Genomic DNA, 26,570 nt, shown 5'->3' with positions numbered 1-26,570 from the left:
AAGCGATCACGCCCAGGGGGCGTGATCGCTGCGTTTGCGGCGTGTTACTTGTTGACGCTCAATCGGGTCGAAGGAAATCGCAGGCCCTCGGTCTGGCCGAGTACCTCCTTCAACTGTTCCGGCGAACTGGCTTGCATCCAGATGTGCGCCATCTTGCCGTTGCCCACTTCCAGCAAAGTCTCGCGGACCTGCACGTTGGGCTTGCCGGCGAGTTCGCCGCGATACCAGTGAATCGGCTTGCCGTCGATGGTGGCCGCTTCGGCGCGATCGCTGCGCTTGGGCTCGAACGGCGACTTGCTGGCGATGTAGAGACCGAACGCCTCCGACCCATCGGCACGCAAGGCGCGGCAGAAGTCCGAATCGGCGCTGCCCCGGTACTCCCAACGCAAGCCGGTGTCGGCCGGCAGCATCGGACAGTTGCCCTGAGCTGGTGCGGCCTGTTGTGCGTTAGCGGACAAAACGAATAAAAAACTCAGCCACGGCAATGCGCGGTGGCTCTTTCCCCATGACTTCACGACACTTCCCCCTGCAACCGGATGTATGGTTAAGCGGTGTTGCGAGCCTTATCAGATGTGACCTTAGTCCAGTTCGCGGGGATTGACAAACGCCAGATTCGGAAAAGTCAGCGTTCAGGTAGCGGAATGTATTCGTGCTCGCCCTGGATCTGCCCGAAACGGCCTTCGGCCCAGTCCTGCTTGGCCTGTTCGATCCGCTCGCGCGAGCTTGAGACGAAGTTCCACCACAGGTGACGCGGGCCGTCGAGGGGTTCGCCGCCCAGCAGCATGGCCTTCAGCGCGGTCTTGGCGCGCAGCCGCGGGCGGGTGCCCGGATCGAGCACGACCAGATGCCGTTCGGGCAGGTCGGCGCCGTCGAGCTGGGCCTCGCCTTCGAGCAGATACAGCGCGCGCTCGGCGTGGCTGTCTTCGATATCCAGCTCGGCGTCCGGGTCCAGGTCGATCGCCACATACAGCGTGTCGGCGAATACGCGCACCGGCGATTCCTCGCCGAAACCGCGGCCGGCGACGATGCGCAGCCAGGCGCCGTCGCGGCGTTGCTGCGGCAGGGTCGCGGCGGGGTGGTGATGGAAGGCCGGCGCGGTTTCCTCGAACGAGCGCGGCAGCGCGACCCAGGTCTGCATGCCGTGCAGCGCCTGGCCGTCGGCGCGCGGCTTCTGCGGCGTGCGCTCGGAATGGGCGATGCCGCGGCCGGCGGTCATCCAGTTCACGTCGCCCGGGTTGATGTCCTGGACGCTGCCGAGGGTGTCGCGGTGGCCGATCGAGCCGGCCCACAGAAACGTCACGGTGGCCAGGCCGATATGCGGATGCGGGCGCACGTCGATGCCCTGGCCGGGCGCGAACACCGCCGGTCCCATGTGATCGACGAACACGAACGGCCCGACCGAGCGGGCCTGAATGCTGGGCACGGCGCGGCGGACCTGAAATCCGCCGAGGTCGTGAACGCGCGGGGCGATGATCGTGGTCATGGCGGGCACTCCTGCAGGGCTGATGCCGGCAGATTGGCACGACTTTTCTGCAATCGGGTTATCGGTCCTGCAACTCGGTGTTGCAGCGGGCGCGCTTGAGCGGCGGCGGTGTGGACTCGATCGGCGGGGGGCGATGAGCGGGCGGTGCGGGGGCCGTAGTGGGGACCGGCGCGGTGCGGGTGGGTTTGCGCGCTCGCGCTTTCGTTGTGCGTGCGGCCGCTTATGCCGCTGTTCGTTAACTCACAGCGACGACGACGCGATCGCGCCGTCGCGCAGCGGCGCGCTTACTTCGCGTTGACCAGCAGCTTGGCGGTCGGCGGATCGGCGAAATCCAGCGATTGCAGTTCGAACGTCCAGGCGCCGGCGCTCTTGCTGGGGGCGTTGCCGCTGTTGAACGACAGCGCGCTGCTCTGGCCGTCGGCGCCGGTCCACTGGAATTCCAGCACCGCCTCGCCGGCCCAGATGCATTGCACGTTGGGCTTGCAGCGCGAGTCGGAGGTCACCGCGACGAAGCGCAGTTGCGAGCGATCGGACAGGACCACGCTGTGGCCGGGCTGCAGCGACACCGACTGGCCGGCGCGCACGGTCTCAGACGCTCCGCCGGAGGAACCGCCGGTCGCGGCGGAAGAGCCCGCGGGGCCGGCATGCGCGCATGCGGTCAGGGCGAGGACACACGACAGCAGCGGCAGGACGATCAGCAGCTTCATCGGACGGCTCCATTCGGGCATGTTCGCATGCTGGGCGATCGGCGCGTGCGCGTCCAGACGCAAAACCGCGGCGTAACGCGCCCCCGGTCACCGATCGCGCGTCTGAGTGAGTTGCGCGCGGCCGCTGGCGTCGATATCGATGCGCATGCGCCGGTCGAACTCGGTTTCCGGCATCGGCTCCACCGTGCAGCCGCACAGCGCCGCGGCGATCAGCGGCGCGGTGTTGCTGTGGCCGACGATAAGGGTGGTGCCCTGCGGATGATCGCGACGCACTTGCGCTGCGAATTCCTCGGCCGGCTGCTTGGCGTCGTAAGTCGTCGTGCTCAGGCCGTGCGCAAGCGCCGCCGGTTCGCCGGTCTGCTGCGTGCGCCGGTAAGCGGTGGCGTAGACCGCGCGCAGCGGCTCGTTCTTAAGCCAAGTCGCGAGGCGCTGCGCGCGGGCGCGGCCGGCGTCGGTGAGATTCGGATCGCGCGGATCGTCGCTGGCCTTTTCGGCGTGGCGCACCACCACGTAACTCGCACTCGGCGCTGGCTGCGCACTGGCGCAGGCGGCGAGCGAAACGCACAAAGCGATGGCGGCCAGACGCGGGATCGGATGCATGGTGGAGTCCTGTGAACGGATTTGTTCGCTGAGGCGACGGCCTGAGCTTACTGCGGCCGGTTCGCCGGCGCGGCTTATTTCAGCAAATCCGCGCCGGCCTGGGCGATTTCGCCGTCCTGCGCGGCCTGCGCCCCGGACACGCCGATGCCGCCGATCACCTGATCGCCGTGCAACAAGCGCACGCCGCCTTCGATCGGCGTGATCCCCGGCAGCCCGAGCACGACGTTGTTGCCCTCGCTGAGCAGCTTCTGGTGGAAGGCGGTGTCGCGGCGATAGTTCACCGCGTGCACGGCCTTGCCGATGGCGACCTCGACGCTGGAATTGGGCGTGCCGTCCATGCGCTGGAAGTGCATGAGCCGGCCGGCGTCGTCGACGATCGCGATCGACACGCTCAGTCCTTGCGCGCGCGCCTTGTCCTCGGCGGCCTGGGCGATCTGCTTGACCGCGGCGAGATTGAGCACGGTGCGTTGCGTGAGTTCGATTTTCATGGTGGCCGTTGCGGTAAAGGCGATGCCGAGGAGCAGCGGCGTCAGCCACGCGAGAGCGGAGGAGCGTGCGTGACTGGACGGCATGAGCGGCTCGGCGGGATGAGGAGGCGTCGATGGTAGGGCGAATGCGGTGGAGGTGTGAGTGTGGAATGTCAGGGGAACCGACGCTGCGAACGCCGCCCGAGAAGCGCTGCTCCTCACTCAAGGCGCGCACCTCCAAACGCCCAGCGAATCAGTTCCCCCCTTTGAAAAAGGGGGCTAGGGGGGATTTGCTTTTTCCGCCCGGTCACCGCGAACAAGCAAAAAGCAAATCCCCCGCGCGACCGCTCAACCAGACATCGCGGCCGGCGCCAGGCGCCGCCCCCTTTTTCAAAGGGGGCAATGTTCCGCGCTCGGTATTCGTATCGCACCAGCCCCAGCGAACCAGTTCCCCCTTTGAAAAAGGGGGGGCTAGGGGGGATTTGCTTTTTCCGCCCAGCCACCGCGAACAAGCAAAAGCAAATCCCCCGCGCGACCGATCAACCAGACATCGCGGCCGACGTCAGGCGCCGCCCCCTTTTTCAAAGGGGGCAATGATTCGCGCTCGGTATTCGTATCGCCCCAGCCCCAACGAATCCGTTCCCCCCTTTGAAAAAGGGGGGCTAGGGGGGATTTGCTTTTCGGCCCAGTCGCCGCGAGCAAGCAAAAGCAAATCCCCCGCGCGACCGCTCAACCAGGCATCGCGGCCGGCGTCAGGCGCCGCCCCCTTTTTTAAAGGGGGCAATAGTCCGCGCTCAGTGCTTGGTATCGAGCAACGTCAACAACCCCTTCGCCGCCGCCAATCGCGCCACCGCATCGGGCAAATCCAGCTTGATCTTCAACTTGTCCGGCCCATCCATCTGATAAAGCTTCGGTTGGCCCTGGATCATCTTGATGATCGACATCGGGTCCACGTTCGGCCGTTCGACGAATTGCAGACGCCCGCCCTTTTCGCCCAGATCCAGCTTGCGAATACCCAGCTCGGTCGCGGCGAGCTTCAGCTCCGCCACCGCGAACAGATGCTTCGCCGCATCCGGCAACAGGCCGAAGCGGTCGATCATCTCGACCTGGAATTCGCGCAGCTCATCGACGCTGCGCGCGCCGCTGATGCGCTTGTACAAGGTCAGGCGCGTATGCACGTCGGGCAGGTAGTCGTCGGGAATCAGCGCCGGAATATGCAGTTCGACCTCGGCGCCGCGCGACTCGGTGGAATCCACGTCGGGCAGTTTGCCCTGGCGGATCGAACGCACCGCGCGTTCCAGCAACTCGGTATAGAGGCTGAAGCCGACCTCGGCCATCTGTCCGCTCTGATCCTCGCCCAGCAACTCGCCGGCGCCGCGGATTTCCAGATCGTGCGTGGCCAGGGTGAAACCGGCGCCGAGTTCGTCCATCGATGCGATCGCTTCCAGGCGCTTTTGCGCGTCGGCAGTGATCGAGCGCTTGTCCGGCACCACCAGGTACGCATAAGCGCGATGGTGCGAACGCCCGACCCGGCCGCGCAGCTGATGCAACTGCGCCAGGCCGAACTTGTCCGCGCGATTCATGATGATGGTGTTGGCGTTCGGGATGTCGATGCCCGATTCGATGATGGTCGTGCACAGCAGCACGTTGAAGCGCTGCTTGTGGAAGTCGAGCATCACGCTTTCAAGCTCGCGCTCGGCCATCTGGCCGTGGGCGACGCCGATGCGCGCTTCGGGCACCAGTTCCTCCAACTGTCGCTTCATGCGGCCGATGCTCTCGACATCGTTGTGCAGGAAGTAAACCTGACCGCCGCGCGACAACTCGCGCTGGAACGCTTCGCGCAGTTGCATGTCGTCCCAGGGCACGACGAAGGTCTGCACCGCCAGGCGATGCGCCGGCGGGGTGGCGATGATGCTCAGATCGCGCAAACCGGCCATGGCCATGTTGAGCGTGCGCGGGATCGGCGTGGCGGTCAGGGTCAGCAGGTGCACGTTGGCGCGCAGCGCCTTCAGCGCTTCCTTCTGGCGCACGCCGAAGCGCTGTTCTTCATCGACGATGACCAGACCCAGATCCTTGAAACGCACATCGCCCTGCAGCAGGCGATGGGTGCCGACCACGACATCGATCTTGCCTTCGGTCAGCTTTTCCAGCTCGGCCTTGATTTCCTTCGTGCTCTTGAAGCGCGACAGCACTTCGACCTTGAGCGGCCAGTCGGCGAAGCGGTCGCGGAAATTGCGGTAGTGCTGCTCGGCCAGCAAGGTGGTCGGCACCAGCACGGCGACCTGCTTGCCGGCGGTGGCGGCGACGAAGGCCGCGCGCACCGCGACTTCGGTCTTGCCGAAGCCGACGTCGCCGCAGACCACGCGGTCCATCGGCTGGCTGCTGCCCAGGTCGCGGATCACCGCTTCGATCGAGGCATGCTGATCGGGCGTTTCCTCGAACGGGAATCCGGCCGCGAACGGCTCGTACATCGAGCGGTCCACGTCCAGCGCCAAACCGGCGCGGGCCTGGCGCTTGGCCTGGATTTCCAGCAGTTCGGCGGCTACGTCGCGAACTTTTTCCGCGGCTTTGCGCTTGGCCTTGGTCCATTGCTCGCCGCCCAGCGAATGCAGCGGTGCGGTTTCAACCGACGCGCCGGAGTAGCGGCTGATCAGATGCAACTGCGCGACCGGCACGTACAGCCGGTCGCCCTTGGCGTATTCGATTTCCAGGTATTCGCCGGGCTGGCCGCCGGCTTCGAGCACGATCAGGCCGCGATAACGGCCGACGCCGTGATCCTCGTGCACGATCGGCGCGCCCTCGGACAACTCGCCCAGGTCGCGGATGATCGCTTCGGGCTCGCGGCCCACGCGCTTGCGCCGGCGCGGTTGCGAGGCGCGTTCGGGAAACAGCTGGCGCTCGGTCAGCACCGCGAGCGCGGGCTCGGTCAGAGCGAAACCGTCGTCCAGCGGCGCGACCGCGATCGCGAAGCGGCTGTCGCCGTCGCGGAACGCGGTCCAGTCGGCGACCACGTTCGGCGTCAGCGCCGCGGCCTGCAGCACTTCCAGCAACGCCTCGCGGCGGCCGGCGGTGTCGGCGGCGATCAGCACGCGGCCGGGATAGCTGCCCAGGAACGACTTCAGCGCCTGCGCCGGCGCGGCGTCGCGCGCGGCCACCGGCAAGGTCGGCGCGGGTTGATCGCCCAGCGCGACCGCTTTGCCGCGTTGCGCGTGTTGCTCGCCGCACAACTCGATGCGCGGCGCGTCGTTGAGTTTTTCGCGCAGGCCGACCGGAGTCAGGTACAACGCGTCGGGCGGCAACAGCGGCCGTTCCAGATCGTGGCGGCGTTGCTCGTAGCGCTCGCCGGTGTGGGTCCAGAACTGATCGGCCGCTTCCATCGCGCCGTCGGCGATCACCGGCAGGACTTTGTCGCCCAGGTAGTCGAACAAGGTCGCGGTGTGTTCGAAGAACAGCGGCAGGTAGTACTCGATGCCCGACGGCGCCAGCCCGGCCTTGAGATCCTGATACAGCGCGCTGCGCCGGGTATCGAGATCGAAGCGCTCGCGCAGCGCGTCCAGCGCGCGCTTGAGCGAGGCGTCGTCGAGCGGCACTTCGCGACCCGGCAGCAGATGCACGCCCTGGATCTTGTCGAGCGAGCGCTGCGATTCGGGATCGAAGGCGCGGATGGTTTCGATTTCATCGTCGAGCAGCTCAACCCGGAACGGCGAATCCGCGCCCATCGGGTAGACATCGAGCAAGCCGCCGCGCACGGCGAAATCGCCCGGGTCGAGCACTTGCGGCACGTGCCGGTAACCGGCCGATTCCAGCCGGCGCTTTTCGCTGTCCAGGTCAAGAAGTTGACCCACATGCACATCGAAACTGCCGCCGACCACATGGCGCAGCGGCGCGACGCGTTGCAGCAGCGTCTGCACCGGCACCACCACGATGCCGCGCTTGAGCGAGGGCAACCGGTGCAATGCCGACAGGCGCTGCGAGACGATGTCCGGATGCGGACTGAAAAGATCGTAGGGCAGGGTTTCCCAATCCGGGAACGGCAGCACCGGCAGCGCGCCGTCGAGCGCGCCGGCCGGGCCGAGCAAGGTGCGCAGATCCGATTCGAGTTGATGCGCGCCCTGATTGTCGCGCGCGACCGCCAACAGCGGGCCGTCGTATTCGCCGGCGGCGCGGGCGATGGCCCAGGCGAGCGCGGAAGGCGAGGCCGGCGCGCGCCACCAGGCGCGCTGCTGGCCGGTTTTGGGCAGCAGGGACACGGATTCTTTCGTAGGTGGCATAGGGGGCGGCTAGTGTAAAGGGATACGTCGCGCAGGGTTTGCGCGCTTTGCGCATGCGGTCGCGGAAGTGGGGAACCTTACGCGCTATACCGGGCATGGGCGGTCCGCAATGGTCCGCGGGGAAGCTTCGCAGGGATGCCGGGGATCGCACGCTATGGAAAGCCTGCAACTGCAAAGTCCGGCGCGATCGCACAAGGCCCTGTCGCCGCCTCTTTCAATGGAGGCGCCAGGCGCCGAATCAACCGCCGCGCGGCTGCGCGGCATCTTCCAGGAGAAACCCATCATGATGAGAAAGGTTCTGCGCGATGCGCGCGTGCGTCGCGGCGCCTTCGCCGTGTCGCTGCTGGCGTTGACGATGTTCGCCTCGACCGGCTCGGCCGGGCCGGTGATTCCCAACGGCAAGCTGCTGATCACCACCTTCTGGCTGGAAGGCGAGGCGGTCGGCGGCGATGTGCAGGGCGTGTGCGCGCCCGGTGCGCCGATGCCGCTGCCGTGGGGCATCCGCACCAGTCAGAAGACTTATTCGTACATGGATTGCGCGGCGCCGCCGTAAGCGACGACGGCGATGAGCGGGGTTGCGGCGAAGCGAGTGCCTCGTCGCAGCTTCACCGCGTCGATGTCTTAGCTGCGTTCGCAACGATCAGGGCGCGGCGCTCGCGCCCCATGCATCGCGACCGGCAGCGAGGCGCCGCCGATCGGATGAATTCAGGCAATCAGCTTTCGCTCTTGGCCGCGGCCGGATCGTCGCCGCCGGCCGCGCGCGCGGTCTTGCTGCGCAGATCCAGCGACACCCGGATCAGGCCCGGCGCGTCCTGCTGGAACTCGCGTTCGAACCCCAGCGATTGCGCCAGCGACAGCATCGGCGTGTTGTGTTCGAACACATCGCCGTACAGCCGGTGGACCTTCTTGCCGCGCGCCCACTTCACCAGCCGGGTCATCAGGTAACGGCCCAGGCCCATGTTGGCGATGTAGCGGCTGACCAGGATCGCGAATTCGGCGTTGTTGGTGCGCTCGTCGAGGGCGACGCGGGCGACCGCGCCGACCAGGGCCTCGCCCGGAGGCAGGGGTTCGGCGGCGACCAGGGCGAATTCGGTACGCGGGTCGATGCGGGTGAAGCGCTCGGCCATCTCCGGCGTGAGTTCCTTGAGCGCATACAGAAAGCGCTGTCGGACCTCGTCGGGCTGGAGCAGGGCGAACCCAGCCCGCAGGGGCTCGGCGTCTTCGGGTCTGACCGGACGGATCAGTACCTCACGACCGTTCGGGAGGCGCTGGCGTTCATGCCAGGGCGGTAAGCGTTCACGCGTGGCCATGATTGGATAGTGGCACATTGTGACGAATTTGGCCCTTCATCTTCGTGATGGGCGATCGCCGGTCCGACCGGCGGCGCTGAACAGCCTGAATCCCGTCCCGCAAGGTGAAGGGTGGGCCCTGCGGGGCCGGTGTTGCGCTTTCTATGACGCAGTCGGCGGTCAAAATGAGAATGGATCGCATGATGGCTGTGTGAACACGGCTTGACAATGCCCCCCGGTCAGCCACAACGCCAGTGCCTGTCTGCACTGGGCTTCAGCCGGCAGGTTTCTGCCCGGGGCCGGGCCCGGGCTGGACCGGGCCGGGCCGGGCCGGCGGCGCGAGGCGGCGGGTGCCGCTGACGGCCGGGCCGGGTGGGTTGTCGGGGAACGGCGGGTCCAGCCAGTCGCAACCGGCGCCGCAGGCGCGCCAAGGATCCGACCCCGGTCTGAGGTGTGCGGGCAGATCGAATCGGTTGGGGCGGACGCTGCGCCGACCAAGTCGCGGCCAGGCCGCAGGCGAGGAGGTCGCGAACCGTCATCGCGGCCGGCCTGATCGTCGATGCCGGCAGCGAGTGGCCACCGCATGCGAGCTGCAGCGAATCGTTCCCGTCGGTCGATAACTTGGATTTCTTCCGTCAATCGTTCAAGCCGCGGCAACGCCGGCAATACGCAGTCGGCCTGAAGCAGCAGTAGAGCGCTGCACGACATCGGCGAAAAGAATCGCCAGACCAAGCCGCTCAACCCGGCGCACGCCAACGAAGTTTCGTCCGGGCGCGCGAAACTCGAAGCCATCCACACGCCGCCGGACTACGCGCCACGCGACTGCTTCATCGGCACCGGCCGCAACACGACCGGCACGGCGACGTCCCGATTCCGATCGCAACCCACGTCGCGGCATCGGCCCTGGACACAGGCTTCGCGCCTGACCAACCGCCAGCATCGGCAATGCTAAACTGCGCCGCTCGACCCGAAGGAGCAGTTCAGTCATGGCAGGTGGTGGCGATTCGACCCGCGCGATTTTGTTCGCACTTGGCGCTAATTTCGCGATCGCGGTGGCCAAGGGCGTGGCCGCGTTCTTCACCGGTTCCAGCGCGATGCTGGCCGAAACCGTGCACTCGCTGGCCGACTGCGGCAACCAGGGCCTGCTGATCCTCGGCCTGAAACAATCCAAGCGTCCGCCTTCGCCGGACTATCCGCTGGGCTACGGCAAGGCCATCTACTTCTGGTCGTTCCTGGTCGCGGTGATGCTGTTCACCGTCGGCGGCATGTTCTCGCTGTACGAAGGCATCCACAAACTGCAGCATCCCGAACCGCTCAAGCAGTGGTGGTGGGCGGCCGGCGTGCTGGTGTTCGGCATCGTCGCCGAGGCCATCTCGATGCGCGCCTGCCTGCAGGAAGTGGCCAAGGCGCGCGGCAATCGCTCGCTGTGGCAGTGGTTCCGCGAGAGCCGTCAGGCCGAGCTGGTGGTGATCTTCGGCGAAGACCTGGCCGCGCTGCTGGGCCTGGTGCTGGCGCTGGCCGCGGTGATGATGACGGTGGTCACCGGCAACCCGATCTGGGACGCCATCGGCACGGTCAGCATCGGCGCGCTGCTGATCATCGTGGCGGTGTTCGTCGCCATCGAAGTCAAGGCGATGCTGATCGGCCAGAGCGTGGACCCGCTGCGCCAGCAGCAGATTCGCGAGTTCCTCGATGGCCGTCCGGAGATCGCCAAGATCATCAGCGTGATCACGCTGCAGCTGGGCAACGAGGTCATGGTCTCGGTGCAGGCGCAGATGCGCGAAGAGGCCAGCGTGAGCTCGCTGGTCGAGCAGATCAACACGGTCGAACGGGCGATGAAGCAGGCCTTCCCGGAAGTGCGCTGGAGCTTCTTCGAGCCCGACAGCAAGCTCGGCGACTGAGCCGCGCGCGCGGCGTGCGCCGCTGCGCCGAACCGCCATCGCCAATACACGAAGCCGGGGCGGCGTTGGCCGTCCCGGCTTTTTCTTGTCCATAATCCGCCCAGGACGCGATCGATGCGATCGGTGGGGACGACGGACGATGAAGACGGGCAAGGCGGTGATGGTGTCGGTGGCGCTGGTGGCGGCGGCCGCGGCCGTGCTCGGCGGCGCGGGCTATGCGCTGATGCGCAAACTCGAACAGCCGTACAAGGTCGAGGTCAAGTTGCCCGAGCCCAAGGGCCAACGCACGCCGGCCGCGAACTGTTCGGCGCACGACGAAAACGCCAAGGCCAAGGCGATCCTGGCGCCGGTCGCCGACGCTCTGCAGCGCAGCGAACGCCCCGTCGCGCATATCGCCCTGGTAGCGCTCAAGAGCGACGACGTCCACCTCAGCAAGGTCGGTGGCCGCGCCTATTGGGCCGCCGGCCGCGACTACCCGCGCGATGCCAAGGGCCAGCCGATGTTCCTGCTGGCGCAGATCGATCTGAGCCAGCCGCCGAAGCGCGCCGACTATCCGCAGAGCGGCCTGCTGCAGTTCTTCATCTCCGGCGACGATTTCTACGGCGCCAACCTCGACGACGCCCACGGCAGCGACCGCATGCAGGCGCTGGCGCAGCAGAAGGGTTTTCGCGTGGTGTATTGGCCCGACGCCTCCGCACCCGCGATCGCGCCGCCGCCGGCGCTGGCCGGCAAGGACTCGCTGCCGTTCGATCCAGCTAAGCCGCGGCGCATGATTTTTCGCGCCGATCACGAAGCCATCGGCCTCAACGACGCCGGTTTGAAGAAAACGCTCGGCAGCGACGTGGACAGCGTGATCGAACGCCACGCCGCGCAACACCCGGACGACCGCACGTCCGATGAAGACCTGCACGACGCCGTCGCCGACTATCTGGAACGCACCGGCAGCAAGCTCGGCGGTTATCCCGATTTCACCCAGCAAGACCCGCGCGAAGCCTCGGACCGGCGCGTGCTGCTGCTGCAGCTCGACAGCGACGACGAGATGATGTGGGGCGATTCGGGCATCGCGAATTTCTTCATCGACCCCGACGATCTGGCCCGCGCCGATTTCAGCCGGGTGTCGTACCACTGGGATTGCTATTGATGCATTTGCGCGCTTACACCCCGGCCGATCGCGAGGCCTGCCTGAACTTGTTCGCCAGCAACGTGCCGGACTATTTCGCCCAGATCGAGCGCGCGGATTTCGAACACACGCTCGATGCGATTGCCGATTATCTGGTGCTGGAATTGGAAGGCGAGGGCATCGTCGCCTGCGGTGGTTACGCGGCCGCGCGTCCCGATCCGGCCAGCGATCCCGATCCGAATGCCGGCGTGGCCGTGCTGTGCTGGGGCATGGTGCGCCGCGATCTGCATCGTCGCGGCCTGGGCGAGCGCCTGTTGAGCGAGCGCCTGCGACGGATCGACGCCGATCCCGCGTTCGACTCGGTGCGGATCGAAACCTCGACCTTCAGCCGCGATTTCTTCGCCCGCCATGGCTTCGTCGTCACCCGCGAAGAGGCAGACGGTTTCGCGCCGGGTTACGACCTGGTGGAAATGCGCCGGCCGGTGCCGTGGCCGCGCTGAGCGACGGCGAAGATGGCGGCGTTGGATTCGGCGCAAGCGGACATCGCAGCCGGCCGGTTCGGCGCAGGCCAACGTCCGGAGAGCCGTGACCCTCCGGACGCGGACGATCAAAGGATCAGGGCAACACGCAACCGCAGCGGCGATAACACTGGATATAGGCCAGCTCGCAACCGGCGCCGGTGCAGGTGTCGTGAGCGCGTTCGCAACCCAGCCGGCACGTGTTGTTGCAGGCGGCGACCGCGCTGGTGGCCAGGCCGATACCGAAGGCGAAGGCGCATACGGCAAGAATGGCGACTTTCTTCCTTAACATGGCGAATTCCCTCTCCACGCCCATCATTGGGCGCAGCCGTGATACGCCCGCGCCGGCGCGGCTCGCAAGCCGGTGAGCGCGGAACTGTGACTTCGGGGTGAGGGTTTCGCCACCGCAATGAGCGCGGCGCGGAGCAAGGTGCACGACACCGCGCGCGCCAGAATCGAAGTCGCCGGCGGCGCGGCCATCGCCGGCAAACGCAATCGGCGATGGCGTTCGCCGCGCGCGCGGCGGTCTTATCGTTGCAGTGCAGCGCGAAATCGCGGTGCCGCGCGCGGCCCGGCGCCCGGGCTCAGCATGGGTTGGTGCGGCCTGGATTGAGACGCGTCTGATGTCCGGTCGAATGCTCCCTCGGTACACTCCATAGCGGCCGTGCGCTGCCACCGGCGCGCGGCCATCGGGAACTGATGCAAAGGACCGTGCTTATGCTCCAGCCTTTCTCAATCACGCGTGCAGGCGGCCTTGTGGTCTGCCTCGCACTCATCGGCTGTGCGCAGAAGCCGGCACAGGTCGCGCCTGCGGATAAGGACGCCCAAATGAGCCAAACCAACCAATCCGGCGGCGAGGCCGCTGCGGACGCCGTTGCAGCCCAGCTCGACCGCATCGCCGCTGAGTCCACCACCTCCAACGGCGCGGCGTCAGAAACATCCCGCACGCAGCAACCAGCCCCGCTCGCGGGCCCCACCCTGGCCGTGAGCGACTGGATCGCTCGGACGCTGCAGCTCATCGACAACCTGAAGACGCCGGAGGATACAAAGCCCGCTCACGTCGCGCGGATGCTCGGCCTCCAGTTGACCGAACAAAACACTTCGCACCGCGCGACGGGTTCGCTGGCCGGCGGCGGTAGCTATTCGGTGTGGTCAAACGCGCTGTATCGCGAGTATCCCGACAAGTGGACGCTAAGCCTTTCGCAACGGGCGGCTGAAGGTGCAACCGTTTGCTTGTTCCCGCTCGATACCCTGCGCGCACACGTCTTGCAGCGCGGATTCAAGGCAACCGAAGGTGTGGTCCGGCGTGACGGCAGTGAACACGCGCTCTTTCGATCGCCGATCTCGCCCGAGGGCGTTACGTTCGTTGTGGAAACGGTGATCCAACGCACCGCCGACGAGGCTGCCTGCATTCGCGAAATGGAGATCAATGCAAACACTCGCGATGAAGAAGCATGACCGATGTTCGTGCGGAAATCCGGCCGCTGCTTGAGGAACTGTCGCAGAAAGACGGACTCCCGCCATCGGCTATAGCCGATCTGGAGGCGACCATCGGCAGCTCGCCGTACCTGGCCAACGTCATGTCGGCGGCGATAGAGAGCGGCGCCTTGAAGCACCTGGCGATTGCGAGCAATCCCCATGAAGCGGGCAGATATGAGGCGCTGACCGGCACCATCAATCTCGACCCCGACAACTTCGATTCGGATCAATGGCGCGGCGCGGCCAATCGGCGAGACAACTTGGCCGTGGTCTTGGGACACGAAACCGGGCACGCCCTGCTGGGCAAAGCCCAGATGGAAGAGTCGTATCGCTTTGATTACGACGTCACGACAGCGATACGCGAAGCGTCGCGCGACAAGCTGTCGGCCGACTTGACCGAGCCCGCCGGTCGCTACATGGAATTCATGCGGCGCAACGAGGCGCTGGCGGAACTCGTAGGCATGAACTCGCTAGCGAGCCGTACATCCGGCGGTCGCGCCGAGTCGTTCAATCGGCAGGACTTTCTACACCGCGCCGATCCGTCCACGCCGTGCGTCGACAATGGCGTGCTCGCGAAAGGCATCGCGTTGTCGCAAGGCGGGATTCAATTGACGGGCAAGAAGCTCAACAGCCCTGCCGTGGAGGCCGTTGCGTACTGCTATACAGATTCCGGATCGAGCCTCGGCCAACATGGCGACTCCGGTTACCGGGCCTATTACGGCAGCGGCGTCATGGAGACGATCTACGAAGCCCATCGCGACTATGCCAAAGGCACGTCAATGCACGTGCCTGACATCGAGCTCGACATGGCCAAGCTGCAACTCGACCCGCGCAAGATCGAGCGGGTCGGCCTGGATCTCGACGGCAAGGGCAATTCGTTCAGCTACATTGACATCAGCCACGGCCGATATGAGCGGGAAGCGGTAACGCATACCAGCCCGGACTCGAAACCCTCCCATCAGCCGCGCGAGGCCACCGCATCGGTGGGCCGACCAGCGGATCGACCTGTCCGCGCGGACCAGCCGCAGCACCCCGACTACCAAGCCTTCGACACCATCCGCTCGGCGGTACGCGCCGATGGCCGCTGGAATGAGGAACAATCCGCCAACATCGCGGCGGACCTGCTACGGGCCCACAAGGCCGATCCATTGAGCCCGCGACTGGACCAGGTCTATATCGGAAATCCGACCGGCACGGGTCAAACGAACGTGTTTGCCGTCTATGCCCCGCACGGGAATAGAGATCCAATGTTTTATTCGCATGTGGACGCGGACGTATCGGCGCAAATTCCCGCACAGCGAAGCCTTGATCAAGTCGAGCAGATCAATCGGCAGCAGGCGCAAGAACGCGCTCAGGCACGGCAGCAAGCCGAATCGCAGTCTCAAGCCGGCCCCGGCAGGTCGCACCCGCATTGATTCGCTGAGGCAAGACAATCCGCCCAACCGGGCGGCTTGCGTTCCAGCCCGGCGCCCGGCCTCAGTCGGCCTGCTTGAGCCAGGTGACGGCGGAGCTGGCGTCGGCGGTTTCGCCCAGCGTGCGCGCCAGCACCGGCAGGGTCTCGCTGAGGACGCGGTCGAACTGCCACGGTGGGTTGAGCACCAGCAGGCCGCTGCCGTTCATGCGCAGCGGCGAATCGTCGGCGCGCACCAGCAACTCGGCGGTGAGGATGGATTTGGCCGGCAAGGTCGCGGCGCGGCGGTAGAACGGTTGCAGCGCGCGCCGGCGCTTGATCGGATACCACAGCACGTAGCTGCCCTGCGGCCAGCGCGCCTGCGCCTCGCGCAGCGCGCCCAGGGCGGTGTCGAATTCTTCCAGTTGCGCTTCGAACGGCGGATCGATCAGGACCAGGCCGCGGTTGTAACGAGTGGCGCCGAACTTGGGCGGCAGCAGCGCCTTCATCGCCGCGTAGCCGTCGCGCTGGTGCACGGCGATGCGCGCGTCGCGTTCGAAGTTGTGCTTGAGCTGCTCGGCTTCCTCCGGCTGCAGCTCGCAGGCGGCGATGCGGTCGTCGGCGCGCAGGGCATGGCTCAGCAGCCAGGGCGAGCCCGGATAGGCCGAGGGGCCGTGTTCGGTGCGGCAGGCGCGCACCGCGGCCAGATAGCGGCCGATCGCCGGCTGCTTGGGCGCTTCGGCCAGCAGGCGGCCGATGCCGCCCTCGGCCTCGCCGGTGCGCAGCGCCGAGTTGCCGTCCAGCGGATACAGGCCGCGGCCGGCATGGGTGTCGAGCGCGAACAGCGGCGCCGGCTTGGCGGTCAGCGCGTCGCACAGGGCCAGCAAGGCGACGTGCTTGAGCACATCGGCGTGGTTGCCGGCGTGGAAGGCGTGGCGATAGTTCATGGGCGACGGGATTCGGGATGGGGGGATTCGGGATTCGCCAAAGCGGGGCGAGGCGAGCGGCGCATTATGCGGGCGGTTCGGGGCAATGCCGGCGCCGGCGCGGAAATTCGGGATTTCCCAGCCTACCCCCATAATGGCCGCGCACCGCGCTTTTGCGAATCCCCGATCCCGAATCCCCAATCCCGGCCCTAATGCGCATCCTCCTGGTAGAAGACGAATCCGCCATCGCCGACACCGTGCTCTACGCGCTGCGCGCGGAGGGGTTCGAGGCCGTGCACTGCCTGACCGGCGGCGAGGCGCTACGCGAGGCCCAGCGCACCGCCTTCGATCTGGCCGTGCTCGATATCGGCCTGCCCGACATCGGCGGCTTCGCCCTGTGCCGCGAATTGCGCCGCGGGCGCGATCTGCCGGTGATCTTCCTGACCGCGCAGAACGCCGAGGCCGACCGCATCCTGGGCCTGGAGATCGGCGCCGACGACTACGTCACCAAGCCGTTCTCGCCGCGCGAGCTGGCCACGCGCGTGCGCGTGGTGCTGCGCCGGGCCGGCGCCGGCAGCGCCCCGGCCGAGCCGGAAGCCGGCTTCGTCCACGACACCGAAGGCAAGCGCATCCGCTTCCGCGGCCAGGCGCTGGACCTGACCCGCTACGAATACGGCCTGCTGGCCGCGCTGCTGCAGCGCCCCGGCGCGGTGCTGTCGCGCGCGCAGCTGATGGACCGGGTCTGGGGCGACGCGCTCGACAGCGGCGACCGCACCGTCGATACCCACATCAAGACCTTGCGCGCCAAGCTGCGCGAAGTCGCCGCCGACAGCGACCCGATCCGCACCCATCGCGGCCTGGGCTATTCGCTGGAACACGACTGAGCCGCGCATGCGCATCGGCCTGCGGATCTTCCTGGGGTATTTCCTGATCGTCGCGCTCGCCGCGACCTTGCTGGCGCGGGTGTTCGTGGCCGAGGTCAAGCCCGGCGTGCGCCAGGCGATGGAAGACACCCTGGTCGATACCGCAAACATCCTGGCCGAACTGGCCTCGGACGATTTCCTCGCCGGCCGCATCAACGACGGCGACTTCGCCAAGCGCGCGCGCGCGTTGGCCTCGCGCGATGTCAGCGCGGCGATCTGGGGGTTCCGCAAGCCGGCGGCGAGCTATCGCGTCTACGTCACCGACGCGCGCGGCATCGTCGTGTTCGACAGCACCGGCCAGGACGTGGGCAGCGATTATTCGCGCTGGAACGATGTCTACCTGACTTTGCGCGGCCGCTACGGCGCGCGCTCCAGCCCGGGCGAGGGCGGCGATCCGGACGACACGGTGATGCACGTGGCCGCGCCGATCCGCGACGACAGCGGCCGCATCGTCGGCGTGTTGAGCGTGGCCAAGCCCAATCGCGCGATCGCGCCGTTCATCGCCCGCAGCCAGTCGGTTGTGACGCGCTGGGGCTTCGTGCTGATGGGCGCGGCCTTGCTGATCGGTGTGGGCGTGTCGTGGTGGCTGTCGCGTCAGATCGGCCTGTTGCGGCGTTACGCGCACGCGGTCACCGCCGGTGGGCGCGCCGCGCCGCCGCGCGCGGCCGGCGAATTCGGCGAACTCGGGCGCGCGCTGGAAACCATGCGTTCGCGCCTGGAGGGCAAGCAGTACGTCGAGCAGTACGTGCACACGCTGACCCACGAAATGAAGAGCCCGCTCGCGGCGATCCGCGGCAGCGCCGAGCTGCTGGAATCGCCGCCCGGCGAAGGCGGCATGTCCGACGCCGATCGCGCGCGCTTCGCCGGCAGCATCCGCGGCCAGGCTGAGCGGCTGGCGCAGATGATCGACAAACTGTTGGCGCTGGCGGCGGTGGAGCATCGGCAGAGCCTGGACAGACCCGAGCCGGTGGCGCTGGCGGCGATCGCGCAGGAAGCGGCCGAGCAATGCGCGCAGCGCCTGGATCGGTCCGGAGCCAAGTTGTTGCTGGATCTGGAGCCTAATCTGGCTCCGGTCCTGGGCGATGCATTCCTGCTGCGGCAAGCCTTGATCAACCTGATCGAGAACGCCGCGGATTTTTCCCCGGCCGGCGGCGAGATCGTGCTGCGCCTGCGCCGCGACGGCGACACGCAACGCATCGAAGTCAGCGACCGCGGCCCGGGCGTGCCGGACTACGCGGTCGGGCGCGTGTTCGAACGGTTCTATTCGCTGCCGCGTCCGGCCGGCGGCAGTCGCAGCAGCGGTTTGGGATTGTGCTTCGTCGCCGAAGTCGCGTCCTTGCACGGCGGCGGTGCGGAGTTGGTCAATCGCGATGAAGGCGGGGCGCGCGCGAGTCTGTCCGTGCCGGGCTGAGCGGCAACGGCTGGCCGCTACAACACCGTATCGTCCTGCCCGGGCAAGCCCTGGCGCTTGGCCTTGCGCTGCGCCATGCCGAATTTCAGCCGGCTCCAGAACGAATCGCCTTCGACGAACTCGCGCACGCGGGCCACGTACTCGTTGTCCGGATCGATATGCCGCGCGGCCTCGACCCAGCGCACCGCCTCGTCAAAGCGATACCCGGCCAGCGTCTTGTCGCCGTACCACCACGCCAGCGAAATCATCGAGTTGATCCGGCCGGCCTGCGCGAACTTCAACACCTGCGGCAGCGCGCGGCGGCGCGCGGACAGCGGCGGCCAGTCGCTGTGCAGCAGCGTGCCGTACAGGTCCTTGACGGTTTCCAGCTGCCCTTCGGTGAATTCGGTGTAGTCGTTGCGCAGGACTTCTTCCGTTCTGGCCAAAGCCTTATCCAGATAGTCCTGGGCCTGCGATGCCTCGGTATCCGCCTGCGCCCCGACGATGTCGCCGTCGCGGATCGGAATCAGCGACAGCGAGGCGACGTTGAACATCGCCACTTCGTGATCGTTGTCGGCGGCCAGGCGGAAGTACTCGATCGCCCGCGGGCGATCCTCGGCGAAATGATTGCCGCAACAGAACTGCGCGGACGCGTCGCCGAGTTCGGCGGCCTTGAGCCACATCGGCAGCAGCGCATCGGGCCCGTAGACTTCCTCGAGCTCGGCCATGGCGTTGAAGGGCGAGTCGCGCACGTTGCTGAGGTCGGGCGTCATCTTCACTGCGCGTTCGAACCAGCCGTCGGCGACCTCCGGCCGCCGCGCGACGCCGGCCCATCCGTTGAGGCACAGCAGGCCGTAGAGCGCGGCGCCGTGCGGCGTGACCAGACGGTTGATCTCGGCGATCTGCCCCAGCCACGGGCCTTTGTCGCCGCTGCCGCACCAGGTCGTGGCCGCGCGCATGATTTCCCATTCCTGGTACTCGTTGTGCGGCGCGCTCAGGGCGTAGTGCGCGCAGGCCGCATCGATCCGGCCGGCTTTCGCTTCCAGATAGGCCAGGTACTTGTGCACGCGTCCGCGCAGGTTTTCGCGCAACGGACGTTCCAGCAGACGCTGGCCCAGGCGCAGGTGATGCTTGAGCACGCGCGGATCGTCGAGCATCACGCTGTCCTCGACTTCCAGCTCATCGAACCAGGCGAAGAAACGCAGGATGTTGCGATCGTGCTCGTCGAAGTGCGCGCACAACGGCGAGTCGGCGAAGGCGAGCATTTCCTCCCAACTGCCGCCCCAGCGTGGCATACGTAGGGACACGTAGGCGACCGCCGCGTCCAGCGCTTGCGGATCCATCGCCAAGGCCACACGCAGCCAGTACTGCAGCGCGGCCGATTCGTCGTTGGGCTGTGCGCGCCGCCAAGCCAGCGCCGGGCCGGTCAACACGTCGGCAAGACGGTCGGGCAGGGCCTGCAGGTACTGCGCGCCGGCTTCGGCCGCGCCCGATTGCGTCAGGCGATCGCCGATATTGTCTCTTGGCTTTCCGTGCGACGGCAGCGATTGCGGCGCTTCGCCTTTCAACAGCCAGCGTTTCCACCACTTGGGTTCGCCGATGGCGGCCACGGTGTACAGCACGCTGGTGATCGCCGGCCACGCCGTTTGCTCTTGCGCCAGCATCCTGATCAGCGCGCACAACAGCGTGTCCTGCGCGGTGCGGGCGCAGGCCCACATCGCCGGGGTCACCTGATCGACGGTTGAGGTACTGCGGTATTGCTCGAACCATGCGGCCCAATAGGCGACTTCCAGCAGGGCGGTGAAGCGGCTGTCGGGCCGCTGCGCCTGCCACTGGCGCAATTGATCGAGCGCAGCGCGGCCGCTGCGCTGGGTGTAGGCGATGAATTCCCGGTAGCCGGTGGCGTAATCGCGCTCGCCGGTTTCGTCGGGCCGTTCGCGCAGCGCGGTCAGCGCGCGCTCCAGATCGTCCCAGCGCTGATCGCGCATCCAGGTGTCGTAATCGATGGAATCGCGTTTCGCGACGGCTTCGTTGACGGTCAGTGCGGCGATTTCGGCCATGGGCGATTCCTGAGCAGATGAGTAGGCCGCCGTCATGCGGTGGCGTAGATGGGGTGCGCGGCGATGGCCTGGGCCAGGTCGAACGCCGACCAGGGCAGGCGTTTCCACGCGCAGTCGTATTCGTCCTGGAAATCCTGCAAGGCGACCTGCGTCGCCTTGGCGCGATGAGCTTCGCGGCCGCTCCAATGCAGCCAGATGGCGTGACCGCGGGCGGCGGCGGAACCGAAGTCGGGCCAATCGAGGAAGCAGTCGCGCACGCGTTGCGCGTTGAGCAGCAACAGCGCCCAGCCGCGGGTTTCGTCCAGCAGGTTCCAGGCCACCAGCAGGCGCAGCAGGTGACTTTGCCGCATGGCGTGCCAGGCGAGCAGGTCGCGCGCGGCATCGGGTTGCGGGTCTTCCTTTGAAGCAGTTTCGTGCGGTTCCTGCTGCGCCGTCACCAGCATCGGATGCGCGAGGTAGGGAACGCGAAAGAAGGTTTCGCAGAATGTCCGGATGGCGGCGTCCGTCTCGCCATCGCTGATGCCGAGTTCGGATTCGATCTGCGCGCGCAAGCGGTCGCCGGTTCCCTGCGGCGCGGCCAAGCGCCCGCGGCGGCTGTCGCCGTCCACGCCGAGGCGATAGAACAACAGCTCGGGAACGGCCAGGGCCCATTGGCGATGCGGTGTCGTCTGGTTCGCCGCCGCAGCGCCGCCTCCCATTAAGAGCCGTCGCAACCATCCACCCTTCGGCGCGACGGTTTCCTGCGCAAGCGCTGGGGCGAGCCACTGCGGAAAGACTTCCATCAATGTCGCCGACAACCGCGCGCGATTCGGCACCGAAGCCTCCTCCGCGTTCATGGCATGCAGCGCCGCCACCACCGGCCCGTGCGGCGCGGCGACTTCGCCGACAACCGCGGCGCCGCCGGCCAGCGCCAGCCACTGCGCGAACGGGTCCGGTTGTGGGTGCTGAGCCAGCAGATGCGGGAACGCGCCGAGCAAGGCATGCCGCCGCGCCGCATCGCGCAGATCGGCGAACGCGACGTAGGCGACCTCATCGCCCTCGTTCTGCGCGACGATGCCCAGGCGCGACAGATCGAGACTGCCGATGTCGCGCGGACGCACGGCGTTGAGCAGACACAGCACGTCGCTTGCGTACTTGGCGTCGGGAATCGTGTTCTGCTTGCCCTTGACCTGATCCAGGCTCCATTCGCCCAGATCCTCGATCAGGCTGACGGTGACATGCGGGCCGTTATTGGGGTCGCGCAGACTGAACAACCGAATCCGGCCTTGTTCGCAGCCATGCGCATAGTGCTCGCCGTACCCGCCTTCGAGCCGGTCGCGCTGGGCGAACTGGCCCAGGCAGTGCTGCATGTGGAACGATTCATAGGCCAATTCCCCGCGCAGCGTTTGTCCGATGGCGCGCAGTTCGACGAAGCGGCCGTGCGGCGTGGCGACCACTTCGGCCAAGGCATGCGGTTGACTGGGCCACCATCCGCGCTTACTGCGGCGCTGCATGCGTTCGTGGTCTTTGCTCCAGGCCGCCTCCGCGTCGGCGAAGGTGATGCGATGGAATTTGCCCGCCAGGCGCGAGCCCAGGCGGGCGTGAAAGAACTCGACCATGCGCGCTTCGCGATCGCGCAGCAGATGGTGTTCGGGGTCGATGTAAATCATCGGCGCGCCCGCGGCGGCCAGTTTGCTCAGGAACCACGCCGGCGGCGACGGCTCGCCGATGCAGGTGCGCCAGCCCTCGATGCTGCGCACCGGCAGGACGTGTTCGAAGCTGTTGATCGCCCAGCGGAAGAAATGGGTCTGCAACCAGCGCGCGATGTCGGCGTGGTCGTGGCGGCCGCGGCTGCGCCGGGCGATGGCGGCGCGGATCTTGTCGGCATTGATGACGTCGCGCGCGGCCGCGGGCGTGGCGTTCATGGACAGTCCGTTTCGTAGCGACAAGCGGGGGCGAGTGGGGGATTTGCTGCGTTGGTTCGTCGCCGATCGCGATGCCGCGAGCGGGCTTCGACAACGCAACGAGAATACCGTTCAACGCGCCGCGCGTCAGTCCTCGCGCCCCGCTTCACCCTTGCTTCACCGATGCCGCACGCATGAGCCATCGTCGCTCCGCACAGCGCCTTCAACCTGCCGTCCACATCGCGGACAGGAGCAAGGACATGCGTGTTTGGCTGAAAATGTTGATGGTGCTGGGGATGACCCTGGCGATATTGATCCCGTTGTTGATGATCGGCGGGATCATCAGCGACCGGCAGATGTACCGCGCACAGGCGGTCTCCACCGTCGCGCGCAGTTACGCCGGCGCCCAGGCCTTCTCCGGCCCGGCGCTGGTGGTGCCCTACGAGGACACCTGGATCTCGGAGGAAAAGGACGACAAGGGCAACATCAAGCGCGTCGCCCATCGCGAGCCGGGGCGCTGGACTTACTTCCCGAACAAGCTCGCGGTGGAAGGCGATATCGCGCCCAAGGTGCGGCCGCTGGGGTTGTACAAGGTGCTGGTGTACGAATGGACCGGCAAGGCCAAGGCGGATTTCACCGCGAGCATCCCGGCCAATCCGGTCGCCGAGCCCGGCATGACCGTATCGGGCATCACCCGCACCATCGGCAAACCGTGGCTGAGCTACGGCTTCGCCGACGTGCGCGGCCTGCGCGATCCCAAGCTGCGCCTGGACGGCATGGACGTGGCGATCGAAGACGGCCTGGGCGCGCGCGACGGCGGCGGCATCCACGCGCGGCTGGCCGCGCCGGCGCCGGGCACGACCTTGCGCCTGCAGACCGATCTGGACTTCGTCCTGGGCGGCACCGAATCGCTGGCGCTGGTGCCGCTGGGCAAGGACAGCCGCTTCTCGCTGCGTTCGAGCTGGCCGCATCCGAACTACGGCGGCAGCTTCCCGCCCAGTTCCGACAGCATCGGCGACAAGGGCTTCCGCGCCGACTGGCGCGTGTCCTCGGTCGCGACCAACGCCCAGCGCCAGTACCTGACCGGCGCGATCCTGCCGTCGGTGGCGGTGGTCGGCAACGACGCGGCGGACAGCACGGTGGGCGGCGAAATCAACGCGGTGCAGATCACCTTGAAAGACCCGGTCAACGTCTACTCGCAGGCCGATCGCGCGACCAAGTACGGCTTGCTGTTCGTGCTGCTGACCTTTGTCGGCTTCTTCATGTTCGAGCTGATCAAGCAACTGCGCATCCACCCGATCCAGTACGGCCTGGTCGGTCTGGCGCTGGCGATCTTCTTCCTGCTGCTGGTGAGCCTGAGCGAACACATCGACTTCGGCCTGTCGTACCTGATCGCGAGCGTGGCCTGCATCGGCTTGCTGGTGTTCTACCTGAGCGCGGTGCTCGGCGGCGTGGTGCGCGCGCTGGGCTTCGGTGCGATGCTGGTGACCTTGTACGGATCGCTGTACGGCCTGCTGATCTCGGAAGACAACGCGCTGGTGCTCGGCGCCGGCCTGTTGTTCCTGATCCTGGCGACGATCATGGTGGTGACCCGCAAGGTCGATTGGTACCAGCTCGGCGGCGCCGCGCCCAAGCGCGAGCCGGCCAACCCGCGCGCGATGCCTGCCCGTGGGCGCGATCGAAGCGACGAAGCGGCGGTCTGAACCGGCGCGGCGACGGCGGCGGGCGAGCGCCCGCCGCCGTCGTTTTCGCGCCGCCGCGGCCGGCGCCTGGGGCCGGCCCGGATGGCGCGCCGCGCGGCGGCGATGGAAGATATCCGCGCCGCGACGGATCGACGGTTCCCGCACATGCGACAGTCGCCGCGCAGCACGGCGGCGGCCCGCGCCTTGTCTAAGATGGCCCCATGAAGAAGCCCATGCCCGTGATCCGCAGTCTCGCCGGCGCCGAGATCACGCCCTACCTGGACGCGATCGCGGCCCTGCGCATCGCCATCTTTCGCGACTGGCCGTATCTGTACGACGGCGACGCCGCCTACGAGGCCAAATACCTGCAGACCTATCGCGATTCGTGGCGCAGCGTGGCGGTGCTGGCCTTCGATGGAACCCGGGTGGTCGGCGCCTCCACCGGGTTGCCGCTGGCGGATGAAATTCCCGAGTTCCGCGCCGCCTTCGACGGCCATCTGGTCGATGTCGATCACGTGTTCTATTGCGGAGAATCGGTGTTGCTGCCCGAATACCGCGGGCTCGGCGTCGGTCACCGTTTCTTCGACGCCCGCGAGGCGCATGCGCGCGCGTTGGGCGGATTGCGCTGGACCACGTTCTGCGCGGTCGAGCGCGAACCCGACGATCCGCGCCGGCCGGCGTTCCATCGCGGTAACGAAAGCTTCTGGAAAAAGCGCGGTTACACCTATCGGCCCGAGCTGAAAGCGCGGCTGCCGTGGAACGAAGTCGGCCGCGGCGAACGCGACCACACCCTGGGATTCTGGCTGCGGCCGCTGGAGCGTGCGCGATGAAAGTGGCGGTGGCCAAGTACACGATCGGCGCGCCGCGCAGCTTCGCCGAGTTCGCCGACAAGCAGACGCAATGGCTGAGCCAGGCGCGCGCCGGCGGCGCCGAGCTGGCGGTGTTGCCCGAATATCTGTCGCTGGAACTGGGCGCGACCTTCGGCGCGGGAACGCAAGGCGACCTGCACGCCTCGCTGGTGGCGATACAGGCCTATCACGGCGCGTGGCTGGACTTGTTCGGGCTATTGGCGCGCGAGTTGCGGATGCATGTGGTCGCCGGCAGTTTTCTGTTCGATCCCGGGCACGGGCGTTATCGCAATCGCAGCTACGCGTTCGCGCCGGACGGCAGCCGGCTGTGGCAGGACAAGTTGCAGCTGACCGGTTTCGAGAAGCAGGCCGGAGTGATCGAAGCCGGCGACGCGCTCAAGACCTTCGCTCTGGGCGAGCAGCGGGCCGGCATCGCCATCTGCTACGACATCGAGTTCCCGTTGCCGGTGCGCGCGCAATGCGAAGCCGGCGCGCGCCTGCTGCTGGCGCCCAGTTGCACCGACACCGCGGCCGGCGCGACGCGGGTGCGGGTGGGGTGTCTGGCGCGGGCGTTAGAGAACCGGTGTTTCATCGCGCAGTCGGTGACGGCGGGCGAGGCCTTGTGGAGTCCGGCCCTGGACACCAACACCGGCGAGGCGGCGATCTATGCGCCGATGGACGTGGGCTTACCGGCCGACGGCGTGCTGGCGCAGACGCGCGGCGGGCAGCGGTGGGCGTTCGCGGATCTGGATTTTGCGGCGTTGGAGGCCAGTCGGGGGCGGGCGCAGGTGGCTAACGATCGCGATTGGATGGGGCAGTTGCGGCCGGGGATGTTGAGGGCGCGGGTGGAGGGGTTTGAGGGGTGAGGTGAGTGGGGTGCGTGGCGTTGGCACGCTTTCTGGACTGACTTCGACCTTGCTCTAGCTCCCATTGCCGCTGTTGATTCTGCAGTTGCAGTTGCAGTTGCAGTTGCGGTTGCTGCTGCTGCAATAGCCGTTGCTGTTGCTGTTGCTGTTGTTGCTTGTGTTTCCGCCTGTGTTTTTGCTGTTGCCGGGCGCCGCTAGTAACTCGCGAGACCGATGGACACCCGAAGGGCGGCGCACATGGACGTGCGCCGGGTCCCACCTTGGGCAGGATGCCCAATGTGGGACCTGCCTGCGTCGGCATCGCACTCGTGGCTTTTGATTCGAAACAGCTAAAGCCCTTTCTTTGGTTACTTTCTTTGTGGCTTTGGACAAAGAAAGTGACCCGCCGCTCCATGGCGGAAGCGTTTAGCGTTTGATCTTTCTTGTAGCGTTTGATCTAGCTTGAAGCTTCTAAGGAACCTGAAAGCCCCTGATCGAAACAACCAGACCTGCGCACTCCCTCCTACCGTCATTCCCGCGAACGCGGGAATCCAGAGACTTCAAACGTTCTCGCACGAAAGGCCCTGGATTCCCGCGTTCGCGGGAATGACGAGCAAAAACGCAAAAGCCTCAAGCAAGAGCAAGATCAAACGCTAAACGCTTCCGCCATAAAGCGGCGGGTCACTTTCTTTGTCCAAAGCGACAAAGAAAGTAACCAAAGAAAACGCTTTGGGCTGTTTCGAGTCAAAAGCCACGAGTGCGTAGCTTGCGCAGGCAGGTGCCACATT

The 26,570-nt window shown here is 66.8% G+C and carries 21 protein-coding genes and 1 pseudogene; 11 read left to right on the top strand and 11 right to left on the bottom strand.

The window, feature by feature from the left end; genetic code table 11:
• Positions 1 to 44: 44 nt before the first annotated feature.
• The 6 genes from AB4Y92_RS14365 to mfd form a co-directional block, all read right to left on the bottom strand.
• Positions 45 to 410, bottom strand: coding sequence for a hypothetical protein (locus AB4Y92_RS14365; protein ID WP_441820281.1), 366 nt, complete (start codon positions 408 to 410; stop codon positions 45 to 47).
• Positions 411 to 622: 212 nt separating this feature from the next.
• A complete protein-coding gene (locus AB4Y92_RS14360; protein WP_441820280.1) occupies positions 623 to 1,483 on the bottom strand; it encodes a pirin family protein in 861 nt (286 codons plus the stop codon).
• A 284-nt stretch (positions 1,484 to 1,767) separates the two neighbouring features.
• Positions 1,768 to 2,190, bottom strand: coding sequence for a hypothetical protein (locus tag AB4Y92_RS14355; RefSeq protein WP_441820279.1), 423 nt, complete (start codon positions 2,188 to 2,190; stop codon positions 1,768 to 1,770).
• Between the two features lie 87 nt (positions 2,191 to 2,277).
• Positions 2,278 to 2,790, bottom strand: coding sequence for a SixA phosphatase family protein (locus AB4Y92_RS14350; RefSeq protein ID WP_441820278.1), 513 nt, complete (start codon positions 2,788 to 2,790; stop codon positions 2,278 to 2,280).
• Between the two features lie 74 nt (positions 2,791 to 2,864).
• Positions 2,865 to 3,278 carry a GlcG/HbpS family heme-binding protein gene (locus AB4Y92_RS14345; protein WP_441820277.1) on the bottom strand — a complete coding sequence of 138 codons (414 nt, stop codon included), beginning with the start codon at positions 3,276 to 3,278 and terminating at the stop codon, positions 2,865 to 2,867.
• A gap of 773 nt (positions 3,279 to 4,051) precedes the next feature.
• Positions 4,052 to 7,507, bottom strand: coding sequence for a transcription-repair coupling factor (gene mfd, locus AB4Y92_RS14340; protein WP_441820276.1), 3,456 nt, complete (start codon positions 7,505 to 7,507; stop codon positions 4,052 to 4,054).
• Between the two features lie 304 nt (positions 7,508 to 7,811).
• Here mfd and AB4Y92_RS14335 point away from each other — a divergent pair, with 304 nt between their 5' ends.
• Positions 7,812 to 8,081, top strand: a complete 270-nt coding sequence (locus AB4Y92_RS14335; protein WP_441820275.1) for a hypothetical protein — start codon at positions 7,812 to 7,814, stop codon at positions 8,079 to 8,081.
• Positions 8,082 to 8,241: 160 nt separating this feature from the next.
• Here the strand turns inward: AB4Y92_RS14335 and AB4Y92_RS14330 are convergent, their stop codons facing one another.
• Positions 8,242 to 8,838, bottom strand: a complete 597-nt coding sequence (locus AB4Y92_RS14330; protein WP_441820274.1) for a GNAT family N-acetyltransferase — start codon at positions 8,836 to 8,838, stop codon at positions 8,242 to 8,244.
• Between the two features lie 965 nt (positions 8,839 to 9,803).
• Between AB4Y92_RS14330 and AB4Y92_RS14325 the strand changes: the two genes are divergently transcribed.
• The 3 genes from AB4Y92_RS14325 to AB4Y92_RS14315 all read left to right on the top strand — a co-directional run bounded on the left by AB4Y92_RS14325 (position 9,804) and on the right by AB4Y92_RS14315 (position 12,338).
• Positions 9,804 to 10,718: a cation diffusion facilitator family transporter gene (locus AB4Y92_RS14325; RefSeq protein ID WP_441820273.1), complete on the top strand. Its 915-nt coding sequence runs from the start codon at positions 9,804 to 9,806 to the stop codon at positions 10,716 to 10,718.
• Between the two features lie 139 nt (positions 10,719 to 10,857).
• Positions 10,858 to 11,859, top strand: coding sequence for a YwqG family protein (locus AB4Y92_RS14320; RefSeq protein WP_441820272.1), 1,002 nt, complete (start codon positions 10,858 to 10,860; stop codon positions 11,857 to 11,859).
• On the top strand, positions 11,859 to 12,338 hold the full coding sequence (locus AB4Y92_RS14315) for a GNAT family N-acetyltransferase (RefSeq protein ID WP_441820271.1): 480 nt from the start codon (positions 11,859 to 11,861) through the stop codon (positions 12,336 to 12,338). Before AB4Y92_RS14320 ends, AB4Y92_RS14315 begins: the two co-directional genes overlap by 1 nt.
• Positions 12,339 to 12,453: 115 nt before the next feature.
• Here the strand turns inward: AB4Y92_RS14315 and AB4Y92_RS14310 are convergent, their stop codons facing one another.
• Positions 12,454 to 12,648 carry a hypothetical protein gene (locus AB4Y92_RS14310; protein ID WP_441820270.1) on the bottom strand — a complete coding sequence of 65 codons (195 nt, stop codon included), beginning with the start codon at positions 12,646 to 12,648 and terminating at the stop codon, positions 12,454 to 12,456.
• A 536-nt stretch (positions 12,649 to 13,184) separates the two neighbouring features.
• On the opposite strand from AB4Y92_RS14310, the gene AB4Y92_RS14305 reads away from it, so the two are divergent.
• Complete coding sequence (locus AB4Y92_RS14305; protein ID WP_441820269.1) at positions 13,185 to 13,814, top strand: hypothetical protein; 630 nt, start codon at positions 13,185 to 13,187, stop codon at positions 13,812 to 13,814.
• Positions 13,811 to 15,250 (top strand): XVIPCD domain-containing protein, encoded by a 1,440-nt coding sequence (locus tag AB4Y92_RS14300; RefSeq protein WP_441820268.1) that lies wholly within the window; start codon positions 13,811 to 13,813, stop codon positions 15,248 to 15,250. Before AB4Y92_RS14305 ends, AB4Y92_RS14300 begins: the two co-directional genes overlap by 4 nt.
• 61 nt (positions 15,251 to 15,311) lie before the next feature.
• Here AB4Y92_RS14300 and AB4Y92_RS14295 read toward each other — a convergent pair whose 3' ends face one another.
• On the bottom strand, positions 15,312 to 16,172 hold the full coding sequence (locus tag AB4Y92_RS14295) for a 23S rRNA (adenine(2030)-N(6))-methyltransferase RlmJ (protein WP_441820267.1): 861 nt from the start codon (positions 16,170 to 16,172) through the stop codon (positions 15,312 to 15,314).
• A gap of 191 nt (positions 16,173 to 16,363) precedes the next feature.
• Here AB4Y92_RS14295 and creB point away from each other — a divergent pair, with 191 nt between their 5' ends.
• Both creB and creC read left to right on the top strand, forming a co-directional pair.
• Complete coding sequence (gene creB / locus AB4Y92_RS14290) at positions 16,364 to 17,035, top strand: two-component system response regulator CreB (RefSeq protein WP_215056559.1); 672 nt, start codon at positions 16,364 to 16,366, stop codon at positions 17,033 to 17,035.
• A gap of 7 nt (positions 17,036 to 17,042) precedes the next feature.
• Positions 17,043 to 18,485: a two-component system sensor histidine kinase CreC gene (gene creC / locus AB4Y92_RS14285; RefSeq protein ID WP_441820266.1), complete on the top strand. Its 1,443-nt coding sequence runs from the start codon at positions 17,043 to 17,045 to the stop codon at positions 18,483 to 18,485.
• A gap of 17 nt (positions 18,486 to 18,502) precedes the next feature.
• Here the strand turns inward: creC and AB4Y92_RS14280 are convergent, their stop codons facing one another.
• Complete coding sequence (locus AB4Y92_RS14280; protein ID WP_441820265.1) at positions 18,503 to 20,524, bottom strand: DUF4034 domain-containing protein; 2,022 nt, start codon at positions 20,522 to 20,524, stop codon at positions 18,503 to 18,505.
• Between the two features lie 32 nt (positions 20,525 to 20,556).
• Positions 20,557 to 22,428, bottom strand: coding sequence for a DUF1266 domain-containing protein (locus AB4Y92_RS14275; RefSeq protein ID WP_441820264.1), 1,872 nt, complete (start codon positions 22,426 to 22,428; stop codon positions 20,557 to 20,559).
• A 239-nt stretch (positions 22,429 to 22,667) separates the two neighbouring features.
• On the opposite strand from AB4Y92_RS14275, the pseudogene creD reads away from it, so the two are divergent.
• The 3 genes and pseudogenes from creD to AB4Y92_RS14260 all read left to right on the top strand — a co-directional run.
• Positions 22,668 to 24,032: pseudogene (gene creD, locus AB4Y92_RS14270) on the top strand (cell envelope integrity protein CreD); the annotation flags it as partial.
• 278 nt (positions 24,033 to 24,310) lie between these two features.
• Positions 24,311 to 24,919 carry a GNAT family N-acetyltransferase gene (locus AB4Y92_RS14265; RefSeq protein ID WP_441820263.1) on the top strand — a complete coding sequence of 203 codons (609 nt, stop codon included), beginning with the start codon at positions 24,311 to 24,313 and terminating at the stop codon, positions 24,917 to 24,919.
• On the top strand, positions 24,916 to 25,803 hold the full coding sequence (locus AB4Y92_RS14260) for a carbon-nitrogen hydrolase family protein (protein ID WP_441820262.1): 888 nt from the start codon (positions 24,916 to 24,918) through the stop codon (positions 25,801 to 25,803). Before AB4Y92_RS14265 ends, AB4Y92_RS14260 begins: the two co-directional genes overlap by 4 nt.
• Positions 25,804 to 26,570: the final 767 nt, after the last annotated feature.

Origin of the sequence: Lysobacter sp. TAB13 (assembly GCF_052113885.1) — a bacterium.
In the GTDB taxonomy this organism is placed as follows: Bacteria; Pseudomonadota; Gammaproteobacteria; order Xanthomonadales; family Xanthomonadaceae; genus Lysobacter; species Lysobacter gummosus.
Note: the sequence above shows the minus strand (reverse complement) of the source record. Positions and strands in the feature narration are given on the sequence as shown.